Below are 17,955 nucleotides of genomic sequence, written 5' to 3'. Positions count from 1 at the left end.
CGTGGATAGGTGTGTGATGTAGAAGTGATGGTGTGAGAATGGTGGCTCGATGAGATTCGGTGATGTTGTAACGTAGTTAATAAGAGTGAGGAGTTGCTTGTGTCCGAATGGCACGAACGCGTAAACGACAGGTACGAATGAGGCGTAGGGCGTTTGACCGCCCTTTAAGCTTATTTTTTACAGCAATAAGGAAAGTGTGGCCATCAGTAATAATGGCACAACAAAGCTAATGACAATGCCAGAATACAAGGCTAATACGAGGGATGAATGATCGGTATTTTTTTTGATAATGGGCAAGGTCACGTCCATTGCCGTGGCCCCTGCACAGGCAATACAGCTTAGTGTTTGCTTTTGGCCCCATACATAGATCAGAATGATGGATAGGATTTCGCGTGTCAGATCACTGCATAAAGCGATGGTGCCTAGTGATGCTTGATATTGGCTGCTGATAAGTGACCCAGATAGTGAATACCAGCCCATGCCACTGCTGACTAAAACAGCTTGTAACACAGTTAAATCGGAGATGAATGATAACAGTATCGCGGCGAGGTAAGCCCCCAATATGCTGAATAAAGGAACCCATAGGAAAGGTTTGGAGGGGAATTTCAATAGATTTAATTGTCGACTTAAATCGCTACCAATTAAAAATAAAAGATACCAAAGAATATGTTCGGAACTAGGGATAAGGTCGGTATTTAAATCTAATACTTGCATCGATTTAGCACAAGCAACACCCACCAAGAAAAAAAGAATAGGAATCGCACAAGGTAAGCACGCATCAAGCAAGGTGGCGGTTGGAGGGGTGGTCGTCTCAGTCGCATGAGTGGTTTTTTTTGCACGAGTTCGATAAATCAAATAAACGACAAAGAAACTGCCTAAACTGGTGACGATACCATACAGGACACCCCAGCCTATATAAGTGCTGATGGCTGAAAAATGCGGAAAATTATGACTAAGCTCAAAGCCAATGCACAGGAGCAAAATATAGATAAGTAGGGTTTGGGCCTTGCTCAAAAACTGTTGTGAACGATGAGAAAGGATTCGTCCTGCGACAAATCCTAAGGCCAAAGCGATAAAAATAGGCAAAATCGCATGTACAAAGACATTCATTTAGGGCAGCTCGTCAATAAATGTTTCTAATTTAGCGGTGTCAAGATTATCTTCGATCTCGTTAAGCTCAATAAAATCCTTTTGAACACGAGAAGACAGACGTTGGAATTGTTGTATTTTGGTTTGTAGGCCTTGTTTTCCAACAACCGCTGTAATCGTGTCGTTATAGCCTTTTGTTAGGGTTTTGATAGAAGAGCCTAATTTATTTAGGCGTTCGCTTAAACGATAAACGGTATCAAACATATCATTGGCGGTTTTGGAGAGGTCGGCAATGAGATCTTTGTTTTGAGCCAAAGTCCAGACGCTGGAGACGGTTCGTAAAATAGGCAGTAAGGTGCTGCGTGAAACGATCACAACATTGCGATCGAGACCATATTGGAAGATAGAGGCATCTTGACTTAATGCTTCGATATAAGCGGATTCTATGGGGAGGTACATGAGTACATAACTGGGGGTATCGAGGTCGGGAATGCTTTGGTAATCCTTACGACTTAAATCATCAATATGCGTTTTAATGGCTTTAATAAACTCGCTCAAACACGCCTCTTTCTCGTGTTCAGCTGCTTCAAAATAACGAAGATAAGAAATTAACTGCACTTTGCTGTCGATGATTAAACATTTCCGTTGAGGCAAACGAATTAGAAAATCCGTTCTTAGCGTGTGACCATTATGCTGAAAACTATCTTGTTCAGAATAGGTCACGCCTTTTTGTAAGCCTGATTCTTCCAATGCTTTGCTAAGTTGCATCTCGCCCCATAAACCACGTACTTGAGACTTGCCTTTAAGTGCCTGAGTGAGGTTTTGGGCCTCTTCATTCATTTTTGTGCCGAATTTGACTAAATGTTGAATCTCTTGGTTAAGTGCGGCATTGCCTTTTAACGAGGCATCATGAATATCGTTCATGCGTTTTTGAAACTGATCGACCTGCTCTCGAAATGGGCGTAAAAGCTGAGTGATTTGGAGATCATTGTGGTGATTCATTTCTTTGGATTTGTTCTCAAAGATACGATTGGCAAGGTTTTCAAACTCTTTTCCTAATATAGCTTTGCTTTCATTAAGCTGTTCTTGCAAGGCTTGATAACGCTCATCACGTTCTTGCAAGCGGGTTTGGGCAGCAGTAAGCTGAATATCTAATTGGTTCTTGCTTTGTTCTAAATGACGAATGGTTTCATTTTGTGTGTCGATGTGTTGTTGTAATTCTTGATTTAGGGTTTGTCCGTCTTGAATGGCTTGGGTTTGTTGGTCTATGATGGTTTTGTGACGCAACTTTAACCCAATGATGCAGATGATTAACAGCAGAATAAAAACCATTAATAAGATATTTAGTAGTGTCATGTTTTTTATATATTCATTTGTTTCAAATAACTTAATAGTGTAGTCAAGACATGGATCAAAGTAAATACTTAAACTCAAAATCTCAAGAAATTGCATTGTTGTTGACGGTTGCCTGTGTGGGTATGATTGCTTTTATGCAGGTGTACTCCATTCAATCTATCTTACCGATTTTGCAAGAAGATTTGTCAATTAATGCCGTGACGGCAGGATCGTTAGTAGGTGCAACGGTTTTGGCGATTTCTTTGATTTCGCCTTTTATGGGGATGATTTCAGATGCCTTGGGCAGACGCGTATTTATTATTGGTGCCATATTTTTATTAAGTGTGCCTACTTTTATGATTAGCTACGCAGAAACGGAACAGCAGATATGGCTGTGTCGATTCTTCCAAGGCTTGTGTATTCCCAGTATTACCGTGGTGTTGATTGCTTTTGTGGGCGAGGAGTTTAGTGGCACCTTACGTTTGAAACTGATGAGTTTTTATGTTTCTGGAACGGTATTGGGTGGCTTTTTGGGACGGTTTTTGGTCGGGAATATGACGAGTTGGATAGGGTGGCAAAAAGCTTATGTCGTGATGGCGGCTATCTCGTTTTTAAGTGCTTTGGTCGTGATTAAATATCTTCCAAAATCAGAAAATTTTGTGGCCAAACCTAACGTAAAACAAGCGTTTATCCAGTTGTTGGCACATATCCACAACCCTCATATTATTGCGGCATGTTTGTTGGGTTTTTGTGTGATGTATTCGTTGGTGGGTAGTTTTACTTATATTAATTTGCACTTTGCTGAAGCCCCTTATTATTTCTCAGCCTCTGATTTGGCCAATGTATTTGCTGTTTACTTAGTGGGGATGCTGGTTACGCCGATTTCAGCAAAAATGATTAGTCGTTTTGGTGGGTCGATGACCGCCACCTTGTCGGTACTCATTTCCGTATCAGGTGTCTTGCTCAGTTTGATGAGCCCTGTTTGGGTGGTGATTCTATCGTTGATTTTGATTTCCTCAGGCGTGTTTATTGCGAACAGTGCCACGATTAATTACATTGCGATGAACGTGACACAGGGGCGATCGCTGGCTTCTGGCATTTATTATCTTTGCTTTTACGCTGGTGGTGCGGCAGGAGCGTTTATATGTGGCTTGGCTTATGAAGTCGGGAAGTGGCCTTATACCGTTGTGGCGTTGCTGATGATACAAGGCATGGGGATGGTAGTGGCCAATACCTTGATGCGAAAAGCTGCATGAGGCGTTAATTTTTCATCGCAGGATCTGATTGGAAGGCGGGATACCTTAATGCAAAAAACCGTGTGAGGGGTGCGATAGTCGCTAGTTCCTTAATGAGACAGGAATGAGGCCTCTGAGATGATTGCATAAGATTACTTTTTTAGCGTTTTTAAGCATTGAACGGGTGATTTGATCGTGTTCAATGATCTGCGTTGTTGGCAGGTATAAAGAGGGATTGGCTAAAATTTTTTGTCTCGCAATGCCAGGAAGAATGTCTAGAGACAGGCTAGGCGTGACCCATTCTCCCTCTTCAAGTTGTAGGATAACGTTTGTGCGAGATCCCTCTAACAAATAACCTGACTCATTAAAAATCAAAGCATCAAAAGACTGTTGCTCAATGGCCCATTGTGTTATTTGATCATAGTGATGACGCTGGTCGATTTTGTGCCGACGTAGGGCATTGGTAGGCTCAAAAGGCGTTTCCCAGATGCTGTAAAACTGTTCACCACTTAGTGGCGGGATATATTTTTCCTCTCCTTGAATCGTCCCATCTGAGCGTAAATGAAGGCGATAGGCATTGGCTGTGGCGTTTGTGATGAGGGGATGATTCGGTTTTTCAAAGGCGATACCTAATGCTGTGGCACTATGTTGTAATCGTGCCATGTGTAACGCCCAATCAACAATCCTGCCATTTTTAATTGGCATGGTCTCGATCAGTCCGATATTTTGGGCATCTTTGATAAATTTACCTTTTAGTAAGCATTCTTGATATTCATCGTGAGCATCGCTACCTATGGTAATACCTGCACCCAGCCCAAGTGTCGCTTTATGTCCTTGAATACAGATCGTCCGAATGACAACATTTAACGTACCTTGAGCGATTTGATCAGAGGTGCTAGGTTCCAAAAAGCCGATGCTTCCTGTGTATAGGCCTCGCTCTCGATTTTCTAAGGAGCGAATAATCTTCATGGCCATACGTTTAGGAGCCCCGGTAATGGAACCACAAGGAAAACAAGATTTGAGAATATGAGCAAAGGAGGTGTGAGGAGGTAAAACGGCTTGTACTTTGCTCGTCATCTGCAATACCGATCCATGTGCCTCCACTTTGAAGAGATCGTCACAACGTACCCCAAATGGTATCGATAATTGGGATAAATCATTTCTGAGTAAATCCACAATCATGGTGTTTTCAGCACGATTCTTGCTATCTTGCTGTAGGGCCTTAATAGCTTGAGGTAGCTCGTCAGGATGAGAGGGCGTTGGGGCAGTGCCTTTCATGGGTTCAGTGCTGATGAGATCGCCCTCGATGCGTAAAAAACATTCTGGTGATAAGCATAAGGTATAGCCGTCATCGGGATGATACATAAGGCTTGCAAACGGGGCGGGCTGAGCGTCTCTGAGCTTTTGATAAAAGTAAATCGGATCACCAAAGAAAGACGCACTTAGTTCGTCTGTGTAATTAATTTGATAAACATCGCCTGCCCGAATATGCTCGTGAATGCGATGAATCTGCTCGATAAAATGTGCTTGGCTATTTTTTAATCTTGCATGAAGTAAGGCACTGGGTTGGGGCTTAGCCTGTGAGGAAAAAAAATCTTGAATATCGGCTTCATTTAAAAGACGTTGTTTTTTGTACCAATCAATATACAAAGGTGTCTGCGTTTGTGTGATGCCGTGTAAGTCTGTGCCGAACTCATAAGGGATTCTCAGTGTACAAAACAAAGACTGATCAAAGCCTTTTTTTAGACGTTCATCGATAAGGTCAACCTGACTGGCAAGCAGACGATCTCGATATTGCCACTGGGTAAAAAGGCGTGCTTGACCGTTACGAATATCATCGAGTAAGGCAAACGTAGCCATTATTCTACCGTCACGCTTTTGGCTAGGTTTCTAGGTTTATCGACATCTGTGCCACGTGCAACCGCTGTATGATAGGCCAGTAATTGTAGTGCAACGGTGTGTAAAATCGGAGAAAGTTTGCCATAGTGTTCAGGCATTTTGATGACGTGAGTGCCGTCTTGCTCAATGATATGACTATCGGCATCTGCAAAGATATAGAGTTTACCGCCTCTTGCACGGACCTCTTGCATATTAGATTTTAGTTTTTCCAGTAACTCATCATTGGGTGCCACGGTCACCACAGGCATTTGTTCGGTGATCAAGGCCAATGGTCCATGTTTTAGCTCGCCTGCAGGATAAGCTTCTGCATGGATATAGGAAATTTCTTTTAGCTTTAAGGCCCCCTCCAAAGCGATAGGGTAATGGATGCCACGCCCTAAGAACAAGGCGTTTTCTTTATTGGCAAACTGATTAGCCCATAATTTTATTTGGGGTTCGATATTCAACACCGAACTGACGGCACTAGGTAAATGGCGAATCTGTTTTAGATAGTGATTTTCTTGTTCGATGCTTAAACGATGTTGGCTTTTTGCTAAAGATAAGGCGAGCAAAAACAAAGATAACAACTGGGTGGTAAAGGCTTTAGTAGAGGCAACCCCGATTTCCACACCTGCTTTTGTGATGAAATGTAAGGTGCATTCACGAACCATCGCACTGGTTTTGACATTGCAAATTGTTAGTGTTTTAAGCATGCCTAAATGTTTCGCATACGCCAAAGCCGTTAAGGTATCGGCGGTTTCACCTGATTGAGAGATGGTGATGACCAGAGCGTCTGGATCTGCAATGGGATCGCGATAACGAAATTCACTGGCAATTTCAACATCACAATGTATCTTGGCAATCGATTCAATCCAGTATTTTGCCGTCAGTGCCGCGTAGTAACTTGTACCACAAGCCAAGAAAATAATGCGTCGTGTATCTTTAAAAATAGCGGGGGCCGCATCGCCAAAGATAATAGGATCGATCTCCAAAATATCTTGTAAAGTATCTCCTAATGCACGCGGTTGCTCGAAAATCTCTTTTTGCATGTAATGCTGATAAGGGCCTAACGACACGGCATTATCATGGCCAGTAACGGTGTTAACGTCTCTTTGGACAAGATGATTATCTGCATCGTGAATGATGACGTGTTCGGTATCTAAACAGACAATATCGCCATCCTGAATATAGATAATTTGGTTAGTGACCTGTGCCAAAGCCAAAGCATCAGAGGCTAAAAAGTTTTCATGCGTGCCCAGTCCCACCACTAAAGGGGAACCAAAGCGTGCTCCAATTAATTTTTCTGGCTCGTCTTTGCAAATAACGGCGATAGAATAAGCACCTTTTAGGCGTTTAACCGCTTGGGTAACGGCCTCAAAAATATCGCCCTCATACATATCATCAATAAGATGGGCGATGACTTCTGAATCGGTATCACTGACGAATTGGCGTCCTTTCTCTTGCAAAGAAGTGCGAATGCTTTCATAGTTTTCGATAATGCCGTTGTGGACCAATGCAATACGTGCTTTGGTTTCATCGGGATCGGAAAAATGAGGGTGAGCATTATAGGTTTCGGGGATGCCATGGGTGGCCCAACGTGTATGGGCAATGCCTATTTCAGCACTTAGGTGTAACTGATTAACCTGAGCTTCCAGATCGGAGACTCGTTTAACACTTCGAGTACGAGTGAGCTGTTTTTGGTTCAGCACAGCCACACCACAGGAGTCATATCCCCTGTACTCTAAGCGTTTTAGACCATCAACTAAAATATTGACAATGTTTTTATGAGAAATGGCACCAACAATACCGCACATAACCGCCCTTTGCAAAATTAATAGGTGTTGAATATTTTAAACGAATTCATCTCAACGAACGTTATTTCTTTTGTTTTTTTGGACGTTGCCAAGAGGCATTGGTTTCTTGTGTTTTGCGATTGAGCGTTAATGCGTCAGCTACCGTATCTTTCCAAACCGTGGTGCCTGCAGCAATGGTTGAGCCTGCTTTAACGGTGACAGGGGCGACTAATTGGGTGTCTGAACCGATAAACGCTTGATCTTCGATAATGGTTTTAAATTTGTTGACCCCATCGTAATTACAAGTAATGGTGCCCGCACCGATGTTTACGTGTTCGCCAATCTCGGCATCTCCTAAGTAAGATAGATGGTTGGCTTTGGAATAAGGGCCTAAATGGGTTTTCTTGAGTTCGGTAAAATTGCCAACGTGAGCGTGATGAGCGATTTTTGTACTAGGTCTTAGTCTTGCGTAAGGCCCGATTTTAGCGTGTTCACCGATTTCAGCCTCGTCTATATGACTAAATGCGTCAATCACTGTTCCAGAAGCGATTTTTGATGAACGGATGACACAATAGGGACCGATATGAACATCATCACCTAATTCAACTTTGCCCTCAAATAAACAGCCGACATCGATAAAAACATCTTTGCCACAAATTAACTCGCCTCTTAAATTGAAATGATAGGGATCGGCTAAGGCTACCCCTTGATTTAAGACGCGACGGGCCTGTTCACGCTGCCAAGTATGTTCCAACTGGGCTTGTTGCAAGCGATTATTGACCCCTAATGTTTCCCAGCCATGTTGAGGTTGGGTGCTGTGGATGAGGTGTTTTTCTTCCACCGCCATGGCGATAATATCGGTTAGATAGTATTCACCTTGAGCATTATCATTAGTGAGCTGACCTAACCATTTTTTTAGTAAACGCGTGTTGACCGCCATCATGCCAGTATTGACTTCATTAATCTCGCGTTCAGCAGGGCTGGCATCTTTTTGCTCGACAATACGTTGGATGTGACCTGAACCATTTCTAATAATACGTCCATAGCCAGTCGGATCGGAAAGGTTTTCGGTTAATAAAGCAAGATCGTCTTGTCGAATGTTCAGTAATGCGTGTAATGTGTCAGGCTGTACCAAAGGCACATCGCCATACAAAATAAGCGTGACATCAGATAAGCGAGCAATATCATCACTACTTTCTTCCAAATAAGGAACGGCCTGAAGAACCGCATGTCCTGTACCTAGTTGGGGAGATTGGGAAGCAAAAAACAAGTCGTTTTGTCCAGCCAAGGCTTCTTGGATAGCATCTGCTTGATGTCCCACGACAATGATGATGCGTTCAGGTGACAATCTTCTTGCCGTATCAATGACGTGTTGAATCATGGGTTTGCCAGCGATAGTGTGTAGCACTTTTGGCTTGGATGAATTCATGCGTTTGCCCATGCCCGCGGCCAATATCACAATATTTAGTTTCATATTATCTCTACAAAAATAGGTACGGCTTCATTTTATACAATTACCGCAAGAAACGGTCATGTTTTTCATTTAAAAAGTCATGTAATAGAATCAACGCCGCCTCATTAGAGACTTGACCCGCCTCGATTAACTGAACCACCTCATTCTGGGTATATGCCTTAAAACAGCTAACTTCGCCATCTTGATTGGTGGGTACCACGCCATCAGCCAGAAAACATTTCATGACTAACATATCTTCAACTTGAAAGCCCTCGGGTAAGCGACGATGAACACGACATATATTATATACAGGACCGATTTGTCGAATTCGATTTTGAGGTAATCCTGCCTCTTCCCAGCTTTCACGATATAAGGCTTGTTTGACAGACTCGCCATAACTGACTAATCCACCTGCAGTGGTGTCCCATTTTCCAGGATCGGTGGATTTGGTCAACGCCCTTTGCCCTAACCAGATATAACCACTTCTTGTGATCGCGTGCAAATGAACGGCTTGCGTTCGTAAGCCTAAAGGTCTTGTTGCAGTGCGTTCTATTGCTCCGATAGATTGTTCTTTGTCCCAAATATCGACTTTTTCGTTTCGCCACCCACGTAAAAGATGTGCTTCTTTTAGGCATAACGCTACTTCATCCCAGATATGCGGGTTTTTATAATCAAGATGGAGTTGGGTAGATTGGTCTCGAGCTAGGTTCGCTTGGCAGAGTGCCTGACTTGCTTGTTCAGTAATGTTTCCAATAGGTCTTCCTTGAAATAGTAACGTCTTGCTGTTACTGGTAGGTAGTGATTGAAATTCAAAATAGATTTTCGTAAACAAGTCTTGTAATAGCATATACTGCCCCCTGCTATAAAGGTTAAGTTTGTATTTTAGCACTAGAAGTTCCATCAGCGTTGTGTTTGCAGTGCATTTATAAATATTTTTAAAATCAAGGTAATGGCGGTTGAAAAGAGGGTTGCAAAAGTGTGCAAACGCAATGTAAACGACGGAGGTTTACAATTTGTTACAATTTTTATGGGCTTTTGATGAAACTTTATTCAAAAATAGGAGACTTAGTAAGTGTATCAAGTAAGAATGCAATGTAAGACTTGGTATAATCCGTTTTGGTTTCTCTCTTTTCCCTCCCCTAATAAAGAAACGGATTTTTTGGCACCATGAACATTCATGGTGCTTTTTTTTATCCTTTTTTTGCCCAAAAAAAACACGTGGTGGGTGAGGCGATGATTTAAAAAAGAGGGTAAACAAAAAATAATCGATAGCTAGGGAATGAGTCCACTGGATAAACGAAAACGTTAAGGATGGACTAAAATAATAGATGGCATTAATGCAATTGATGTCAGGATGACTACCCCTTTGATAAATATTTTTAGTGAGAATAGATGATGAAACTATATTATTTGCCAGGTGCTTGCTCTTTAGTGCAACATACTTTGTTAGAGTGGTCAAAAGCCGGTTATGAAGCGATTCATATTAGTCGCGACGCTTTAAAACAGCCAGCGTATCTAAAATTAAATCCGTTGGGATCCGTGCCATGCTTGGAAGTAGGCGATTTTGCATTGACCCAAAATATGGCGATTGCTGAATTTATTCATGAAACGTTCCCTCAAGCAAAAGTATGGGGAAGTGGTGATAAATGGGTACGAGCGGATGCACGTCGTTGGTTTGCATTTTGTAATAATGATTTGCATCGTCATTTTGGAAGTATTTTTGGTGCAGCAAAATGTATTGATGGTCCAGAAGCTCAGCAATTACTAGCTAAAAAAGCCAAAACCATCATCATGAAATTGTTGGCGATTGCCGAAGATCGTTTAAAACAATACCCTTATTTGGCAAAAGAAAAAACAGCGGCGGATGTCTATTTGTTCGTGATTCTAAGATGGGTGGCCGTCGTCGGTTTGAGTTTAGAGCGTTTCCCAGCCTTGACTGCTTTTATGGCAAGAATGCAGGAAGATGAGGGCTTGAACAAGGCGATGAAAGCAGAGAAGTTGATTTAATTCAGCGATCTGATCGAGATAAAAAATTAGCCATGCTCGTGTGACATGGCTAATTTTATGTTGAGGGGGCTTATTTGCTCCATGCGGCAGGGTATCTATACCCTGGGAAGTGCTTGTAAGCCCATTCTTTGACGGATTGCGCGTTATAAGCATTTTCAACGTCTTTGACCCATTCTTTATTCGCATCTTCTGAACGAACAGCGGCAATATTGGTAAAGGCATCGCTTTGTTCAGTAAATAAGGCCTCTGTAATTTTAAGTCCTGAGCTGGTGGCATAGTTCCCTGTAATCACAGCAAAATCAACAGAATTTCTTGCACGAGGGATTTGAGCCGCTTCAAGTTCAATGATTTTTAAATGTTTAGGGTTAGCGTCAATATCTTTAACAGAGGCTCTTAATGGATCGATTTCAGGTTTTAAAGTAATCCAGCCTAAATCTTGTAAAAGAATCAAAGCACGAGCCCCATTGCTAGGATCGTTAGGGATGGCAACGGAGGCACCGTCTTTTACCTCATCTAACTGATGGAATTTGCCCGCATACAAGCCTAAAGGTGCATTAGGGGTGCTGAATACATCGATAATATCAAGTTGATTGGCCGCTTTGAACGCATTCAAATAAGGCTTGTGTTGAAAAGCGTTAATATCGATGTCGCCAGATGCCAGTGCTTTATTAGGACGCACATAATCGGTGAATTCAACGACTTTAACTTGATAACCCTCTTTTTCAAGTACGGGTTTTACCGCTTTTTTGAACAAATCTACGTGATCGCCTACGGTGGCACCAAATATAATCAGGTCTTTATTTGGGTCTTTGGCTTGAGAAACAGGCACGATAAGCGTGGCCAAAGCCGTGGCTAAGAAGAATTTTTTTAAAAGTTTCATGATGACTCCTTGTTGTCAAAAATTAGTGCTTATCCAAACGTTTGGCGACAAAATCACCGACGGCTTGGATAATGGTGACGATAATGATGAGAATGATAATAATGAAAACCAGCACTTCAGTGAGGTAACGATAGTAACCGTAACGTAACACAAAATCGCCGAGTCCACCTCCGCCGATAATACCGACAGTGGCACTGAACGATAAAATGCTGATAACCAGTAACGTGATGTCGCGTGCGATTCTGGCACGAGCTTCATTAAGCAAAACCTTAAATAAAATACTGCTGTTTTTGGCCCCCATGGCAACGGCTGCTTCGATAATACCTGGCGAGACGCTTCTTAGGCTGTTGTCCACAAGGCGTGCAAAGAAAAACGCACCAGATAAACCTAAGGGGATGGAGGCAGGTAATGGCCCGATGGACGTACCAAGTATCAACATGGACAAAGGAACGCCTACAATTACTGTTAAAACAAGAAAAGGCAATGCTCTCATGACATTGACAATATAGTTTAAAACACGGTAAGCAGACGGTTGATACGCTAAACGTGGGTGGCTCCAAGAAAACAAGGCCATGCCCATCAATGTGCCGAAAACGACAGAAATAAGGGTAGCGATGGATACCATGAGACAGGTTTCACCAAAAGCCAAAAGAATATCTTCTTTGAGTTCGGCAATCACGTCAAATGCTTGATAAAAGCTAGTTAACAAGTCGTTCATAGAATATCCTTAACGAGTAATTTTCCTTCTTCACTAGTGGCCAAAATTTCTTTATCTTTAACCGTTGCAATCTCGATCAAACGGCCCGAAGACAATAAGGCAGCACGTGAGCAAAGTGAACGAATAACAGGGAGATCGTGGGTAACGATAATAATCGTAATGTTTAACTTTTGATTGACATCACGCAAACAATCTACGATGTTTTTCGTGGTTAAGGGATCTAAAGCACTGGTGGGTTCATCCGCTAAAATCACTTGAGGATTGCCTGCTAAAGCACGAGCAATGCCAATACGTTGTTTTTGGCCACCCGATAATTGGGCAGGGTAATGTTGTGCTTTGTCTGCCAAGTTCACGATATCCAGACACGTCATAATTCTATCGTGACGTTGGGCCTTGGGAACATTAGCAATGCTCAATGGATAGGCGATATTGTCGTAAATGGTCCAGTTATGCATGAGATTGAAATGTTGAAAAATCATGCCAATTTTTTGACGAGCTAGACGCAAATCTTTCTCGGATAACGCGGTGAGTTCTTGGTTGTCCATAAAGACTTGGCCCGAATCAGGACGTTCTAATAGATTAATCAGGCGTAAAAGCGTCGATTTTCCAGCCCCAGAATACCCCATCAAACCAAAAATTTCGCCTTTTTGGATGGAGAGGGAAACATCGTTGACAGCGGGATAATGTTGTCCATTTTGTGTATAAGATTTAGTCACGTGTTCGATACGAATCATGCACTCTTACTCCATAAGATTCAGTAGGTGCGATTCAACATAGGGAGGGGAAACAGAAAAAGAATTATTATCCGCTTTAGCTGTTTTGCCCGCAAGCTGTGTCAAATCGGCAAAGCTTATTAGAATGAAAAAAAATGGCTTTGTCAATATCTTAATGAAGCGAAAAAGAATGTTATGTTTATCTGGGTTTTGTTTTGCGGGTGCGTATTTGATTGATTTTTTGGTGATTTTTGATAAAAAGAGGTGAGCTGATGCGTGATGGGATTAAGTGTTGTTTTCGTGGATGAGGTGGGAATGGGGGACATCGCCTTATTTTCGGATAAAGGGGAGATGACTCTTGTATAATGGAGTCATTTGGTGCGTCACCATTAATTGATGAGTGAAATAAAATAAAAATGGATACTTCTCTTTTGTTTTTTGCGTTTGCACTGGTATTAGCGCTAGCGTGTTTTATTCCTTCTTTGTCTGGAAAACTGAGATTGCCTTATACCGTGGTATTGTCTTCGGTAGGGTGCCTGATTGGCTTAGTGGCTCGTAGTGGCTGGTTTAATCATGTGCCGGTGGTTGGTGAAATTCTATCAGCCTTATATACGATGCATATTTCATCAGAAATGTTGCTGACCGTTTTTCTGCCTATTTTACTGTTTGAAAGTAGTATGGCGATGAATTTGCGCAAAGTGATGAATGACTTTGGCCCCATTATGGTTATGGCGATTTTGGCAGTCTTTCTCACGACAGCGTTTGTAGGGGCGATTTTATCGTTATTCTCTACTTATGGTCTTATCGTTTGTTTACTATTAGGCTCAATCGTGGCAACGACCGACCCTGTTGCGGTACTGGGTATTTTTAAAGAAGTCGGGGCTCCTAGACGGCTGATTACCTTGTTAGAGGGGGAGTCTTTGTTAAATGACGCGGCCGCCTTAGCGATGTTCTCCGTGTTGATTGCCACCTTGGGGATGGGGGTGGATCATTTAAGTTTATTCTCTATCTCCAAACATTTCTTGTATAGCTTCTTGATGGGAGCGTTATTCGGCAGTGTGATGGGCTTAGCGACTTGCTGGGCGTTTAAAGTAATTCGAGGGTTTCCTGCTGCAGAAATTACCTTAACCTTATGTGCGGCTTATGTGACGTATATTGTGGGGGAAGATTATTTTGGTGTATCAGGCGTAGTCGCTACGGTATTGTGTGGGTTAGTGGTCGGTAACCAGGGGCGTACAAGCATTAGTCCACAAACCTATAATCAGCTCAAAGAGACATGGGGGCAATACGGCTTTTTTGCCAACTCATTTATTTTCTTATTGGCCGCTATGATGATTCCCCAATTAGTGCTAGGCATGACGTGGGCGGATGTGGGCTACACCATTATTTTGTATATTGCGGTGATGTTGGCACGTGCCATTACCGTTTTTGGCGTGTTACCTTTGATGCACAAATTAGGGTTGGCTAATAAAATCTCATCTACTTATAAAACCGTGATCTCGTGGGGTGGTCTGAGAGGGGCTTTATCCCTTGCTTTGGCCTTGTCGGTTACAGAACATTTTGGCATCCCCTCAGAAGTGAAGCATTTTCTAACAGGTGCGACGACCTTGTTTGTCTTGTCAACGTTATTTATTAATGGCTTGACCTTGCGTCCTTTGATTAAATATTTTAGATTAAGTGAGCTTAGCCCGTTGGAGGTGCAGTTACGCGATCAAGCTTTGATCGTTGCTTTGGATGATAGTGGTTCAAGAACAAAAGAGATTGCCAAAACGCTGGAATTGGACGACCAAACACAAGCAGTGGTCGCACAAAAATTTAAAGATAGTATCCAGAAAATGCGGGAACAAACGGACTTTTCATCATTGGACAAAGAAGACCAGATCGCGATTGGTTTGGGTATTTTGTCCAAACGTGAAGAGAATCACTTTATGGAGATGTTTAGCGGACAAGTGATTCAGCCAAAAGTGGCTCAAATACTTGTCAATGATGCTGAACGTCTATCTGATGCCATCGTCTCTGGCGGTCGTCGAGGCTATGTTAAAGCGTTAAGAAATGATTTGCGATATACCTTTGCTTATCGTGTGGCATGGTGGTTGCAAACGCACTTTAGAATTAAGTATTTTTTATCGTTGATTTTGGCCTTGAGATTGGTGCGGTTGTTGGGCAAACACGGTGTGATCATGGCGTTAATCCAATACTGCGAAAAAGATCTTAAAGTATTGTTAGGTGAAGAAATTGCAATGGCCGTCAGTCGCATTCAACAAGCTAGACTTCAAGCGGTTGATGATGCTGTGATGGCATTGGAACTGACTTATCCAGAATATGTGAGAAATATGCGTGTGCATTTTCTAGGTCGTGTGGCACGTTCGATGGAAAAACAAAGTTATAAAGAGATGGTGGATCAATCGATTGTGACACCAGAAATTTATACGGAACTGATTTCGGACGCGGACAAAAGATGGGAAGATTTGGTTGATATTCCTCCATTAGACGTTTCTTTGAGTACGAAAGAATTGATGGTGAATGTGCCTTTCTTTGAGGGGTTGGATGAACAGGGAATGAAAGAGGTGAGAAAGATGCTCAAACCTGTTTTTGCCATGCCTAACCAAATGATCTTTACACGTTCAAAATACATGGGATCGCTTTATTTTATCGCATCAGGTGCGGTTTCGATGACCTTGGCTGATGATACAAAAGCAGAATTGGGGACGGGGCAGATGTTTGGCGAGATGATTTTATTACGTCGTCAAGATGTCTATGTGAATGTGCGTTCGCTTAGCTATACACGATTGTTAACATTGACGCGTCGTGAGTTAAGACAGCTGATGAAAAAGTATCCAACGATTAAAGAAAAAGTGGATGAGGTGTTAGAAGAACGTTTGTATGCGTTGCAAGTTTGGGAAAAATACAAGAAACACGAAGAAATTGAATAAGGCGTTTAAGAAGAAAAAGAGGTGATAAGTGGCTAGATTACCTAGATTATATGCAGAGGGAGTGGTCCAGCTGGTGCAGGTGGAGTTAGTGCCTGCCTTGCTGGAAGATGAGCAGTTGGCCCAATTCATGTATTCCGTCTTGTCTCAGTCGGTTAAAGAGTTTGAAGTGGATTTGCATTCGTGGTTGTTTTTGAATCATGAGATTTATTTGCTGGCCACGCCCAAACACGCTAATAGCATGGCACAGCTGGTACAACAGCTAGGCAGACATTTATCGTCAAAATTAAGGCAGGGAAAGGTGTTCAAAAGACGTTATCGTTCGTCTTTGATTCAAGATAAGAAATGGGCCTTGCCTGCTATGTTGTGGATCGAGTCGTATTTGGCTTCGCAAGGAGGTAATGTGGTGCCAGAATACTGGAAATGGTCTTCAGCAGGACATCATACAGGACTATCTAATGTGCATCATTGTTTGGTGCATCACGCGGATTATTGGGTGATTGGCAATACGCCTTTTGAACGACAACAAAAATATTATGCGTATTTTAAAGAAGGGGTTTCACCTGAACAGTCTAAGCAGTTGCGAGAAGCATTGACGGGGCAATGGGTGTTGGGTGATGCTGATTTCTTGCTGCGTATTGAACCAACAGTTAGTCGCAGAATGCGTCCGAGAAAAAGGGGACGCGGCGTTAACACGCATTCAGATTAAGATTAAGATGCTTTTTCGCTGGGTTGGTAGCCTAATAATTTAGGGCGATATTGCTGTTCCTCATAGGTGCTGAGAAATTGGCGCATTTTCTTTAGAGCGGCGGATTCAATCTGACGAATGCGTTCGGCGGATACGTGATATTTTGCGGCCAAATCATGTAAGGTCGGTACCTGACCGTCTGCGGACAGCCATCGAGAAGAAACAATATCGCGAGACCGTTCGTCAAGTTGATTTAATGCATATTGAAGCCCGTTGGTTTGGAGATCGTGACGATGTTCCTGTTCAATGGCTTCAACGGGATCGCTGACATCCTCATCGGGTAAATAATGGATAGGTGCGTAGTTATCCGTACTATCGTCATCCGTTTGGCTTTCGAGTGATACCTCGTTGTTATTCAGACGTTTTTCCATCTCAATAACATCTTCGGGACGCACGTTTAGCGTGTCGGCGATCTCTTGAATGTTTTCGTCAGTGAGGCTCTGATAGGTATCAGGACGCATACTGCGTAAGTTAAAAAATAATTTTCTTTGGGCTTTCGTGGTGGCGATTTTAATGAGTCGCCAGTTACGCACAACGTATTCATTAATTTCAGCTTTGATCCAATGTACGGCAAACGATACTAAACGTACGCCACGGTTAGGATCAAATCGTTTAACGGCTTTCATCAGGCCGATATTTCCTTCTTGGATGAGATCGGCTTGAGGTAAGCCATAACCAAAGTATTGTCGAGAAATAGACACGACTAGACGTAGATGTGACAAAACCAGTTGTCGTGCCGCATCTAAATCTTCATGATCATGCAAAGCGGTGGCTAACTCATACTCTCGTTCAGGAGAAAGCATGGGAATGGCATTAACCGCAGTGATGTACGCATCAATATCGCCTAGATTGCCGATATTAGGTGGTGTCGTTAGAGAATACTTTTCGCTCATATGCAAAGTATATAAAGAAACCCTATATTTTACCACTTTTCCAATGAAGAGAATGAGTTAAATCTATCCTAGCTAAGGATGAATAGTGATGAATAGGAACGATAAAGCATTAGCGTGAGATTGATAGGGTCTTTGTTATTCGATCCCGAACATCGTTAATAGAAACGATAAAGCATTGGCGTGAGATCGACAGGTGGTGTGAAATCCTGTTTCTTGGGAAAAAAGCGAAAAAATAATGGTGTGGATACAAAAGTAAATTGAAAACATCATCGCTCAGTCATGG

14 protein-coding genes are annotated in these 17,955 nt (G+C 42.4%); 4 read left to right on the top strand and 10 right to left on the bottom strand.

The window, feature by feature from the left end; all coding sequences use genetic code 11:
* Positions 1-177: 177 nt before the first annotated feature.
* Positions 178-1,110 carry a lysine exporter LysO family protein gene (locus tag IX83_RS08275; protein ID WP_038501284.1) on the bottom strand — a complete coding sequence of 311 codons (933 nt, stop codon included), beginning with the start codon at positions 1,108-1,110 and terminating at the stop codon, positions 178-180.
* Positions 1,111-2,445: a DNA recombination protein RmuC gene (locus IX83_RS08270; protein WP_051919588.1), complete on the bottom strand. Its 1,335-nt coding sequence runs from the start codon at positions 2,443-2,445 to the stop codon at positions 1,111-1,113.
* Between the two features lie 50 nt (positions 2,446-2,495).
* Between IX83_RS08270 and IX83_RS08265 the strand changes: the two genes are divergently transcribed.
* Positions 2,496-3,680, top strand: a complete 1,185-nt coding sequence (locus IX83_RS08265) for an MFS transporter (RefSeq protein WP_038501282.1) — start codon at positions 2,496-2,498, stop codon at positions 3,678-3,680.
* Between the two features lie 81 nt (positions 3,681-3,761).
* Here IX83_RS08265 and IX83_RS08260 read toward each other — a convergent pair whose 3' ends face one another.
* From IX83_RS08260 to IX83_RS08245, 4 genes are all read right to left on the bottom strand, one after another.
* On the bottom strand, positions 3,762-5,519 hold the full coding sequence (locus tag IX83_RS08260; protein WP_038501280.1) for a bifunctional anthranilate synthase component I family protein/class IV aminotransferase: 1,758 nt from the start codon (positions 5,517-5,519) through the stop codon (positions 3,762-3,764).
* Positions 5,519-7,351: a glutamine--fructose-6-phosphate transaminase (isomerizing) gene (gene glmS / locus IX83_RS08255; protein ID WP_038501278.1), complete on the bottom strand. Its 1,833-nt coding sequence runs from the start codon at positions 7,349-7,351 to the stop codon at positions 5,519-5,521. The genes IX83_RS08260 and glmS overlap by 1 nt, the downstream gene beginning before the upstream one ends.
* A gap of 61 nt (positions 7,352-7,412) precedes the next feature.
* Complete coding sequence (gene glmU / locus IX83_RS08250) at positions 7,413-8,804, bottom strand: bifunctional UDP-N-acetylglucosamine diphosphorylase/glucosamine-1-phosphate N-acetyltransferase GlmU (RefSeq protein WP_038501276.1); 1,392 nt, start codon at positions 8,802-8,804, stop codon at positions 7,413-7,415.
* Between the two features lie 40 nt (positions 8,805-8,844).
* Positions 8,845-9,630, bottom strand: coding sequence for an NUDIX hydrolase (locus tag IX83_RS08245; RefSeq protein ID WP_038501274.1), 786 nt, complete (start codon positions 9,628-9,630; stop codon positions 8,845-8,847).
* Positions 9,631-10,175: 545 nt separating this feature from the next.
* On the opposite strand from IX83_RS08245, the gene IX83_RS08240 reads away from it, so the two are divergent.
* Entirely contained in the window at positions 10,176-10,790 is a 615-nt protein-coding gene (locus tag IX83_RS08240) for a glutathione S-transferase family protein (protein WP_051919585.1), read from the top strand.
* A 70-nt stretch (positions 10,791-10,860) separates the two neighbouring features.
* Here IX83_RS08240 and IX83_RS08235 read toward each other — a convergent pair whose 3' ends face one another.
* Genes IX83_RS08235 through IX83_RS08225 form a run of 3 tightly spaced genes read right to left on the bottom strand, consistent with a single transcriptional unit; the run spans position 10,861 to position 13,122 of the window.
* A complete protein-coding gene (locus IX83_RS08235) occupies positions 10,861-11,670 on the bottom strand; it encodes a MetQ/NlpA family ABC transporter substrate-binding protein (RefSeq protein WP_051919582.1) in 810 nt (269 codons plus the stop codon).
* Between the two features lie 22 nt (positions 11,671-11,692).
* Positions 11,693-12,388: a methionine ABC transporter permease gene (locus tag IX83_RS08230; RefSeq protein WP_038501272.1), complete on the bottom strand. Its 696-nt coding sequence runs from the start codon at positions 12,386-12,388 to the stop codon at positions 11,693-11,695.
* Positions 12,385-13,122: a methionine ABC transporter ATP-binding protein gene (locus tag IX83_RS08225; RefSeq protein ID WP_051919580.1), complete on the bottom strand. Its 738-nt coding sequence runs from the start codon at positions 13,120-13,122 to the stop codon at positions 12,385-12,387. The genes IX83_RS08230 and IX83_RS08225 overlap by 4 nt, the downstream gene beginning before the upstream one ends.
* 395 nt (positions 13,123-13,517) lie before the next feature.
* Between IX83_RS08225 and IX83_RS08220 the strand changes: the two genes are divergently transcribed.
* Both IX83_RS08220 and IX83_RS08215 read left to right on the top strand, forming a co-directional pair.
* Positions 13,518-16,034: a cation:proton antiporter gene (locus tag IX83_RS08220; protein WP_038501271.1), complete on the top strand. Its 2,517-nt coding sequence runs from the start codon at positions 13,518-13,520 to the stop codon at positions 16,032-16,034.
* Positions 16,035-16,062: 28 nt separating this feature from the next.
* On the top strand, positions 16,063-16,740 hold the full coding sequence (locus IX83_RS08215) for a hypothetical protein (protein ID WP_038501269.1): 678 nt from the start codon (positions 16,063-16,065) through the stop codon (positions 16,738-16,740).
* A gap of 2 nt (positions 16,741-16,742) precedes the next feature.
* On the opposite strand, the gene rpoH is transcribed toward IX83_RS08215, so the two are convergent.
* Positions 16,743-17,672 (bottom strand): RNA polymerase sigma factor RpoH, encoded by a 930-nt coding sequence (gene rpoH / locus IX83_RS08210; protein WP_077315938.1) that lies wholly within the window; start codon positions 17,670-17,672, stop codon positions 16,743-16,745.
* Positions 17,673-17,955 lie beyond the last annotated feature (283 nt).

Source organism: Basilea psittacipulmonis DSM 24701 (genome assembly GCF_000743945.1).
In the GTDB taxonomy this organism is placed as follows: Bacteria; Pseudomonadota; Gammaproteobacteria; order Burkholderiales; family Burkholderiaceae_B; genus Basilea; species Basilea psittacipulmonis.
The sequence above is the reverse complement of the archived record's forward strand: the minus strand, read 5'-3'. Positions and strand labels throughout refer to the sequence as shown.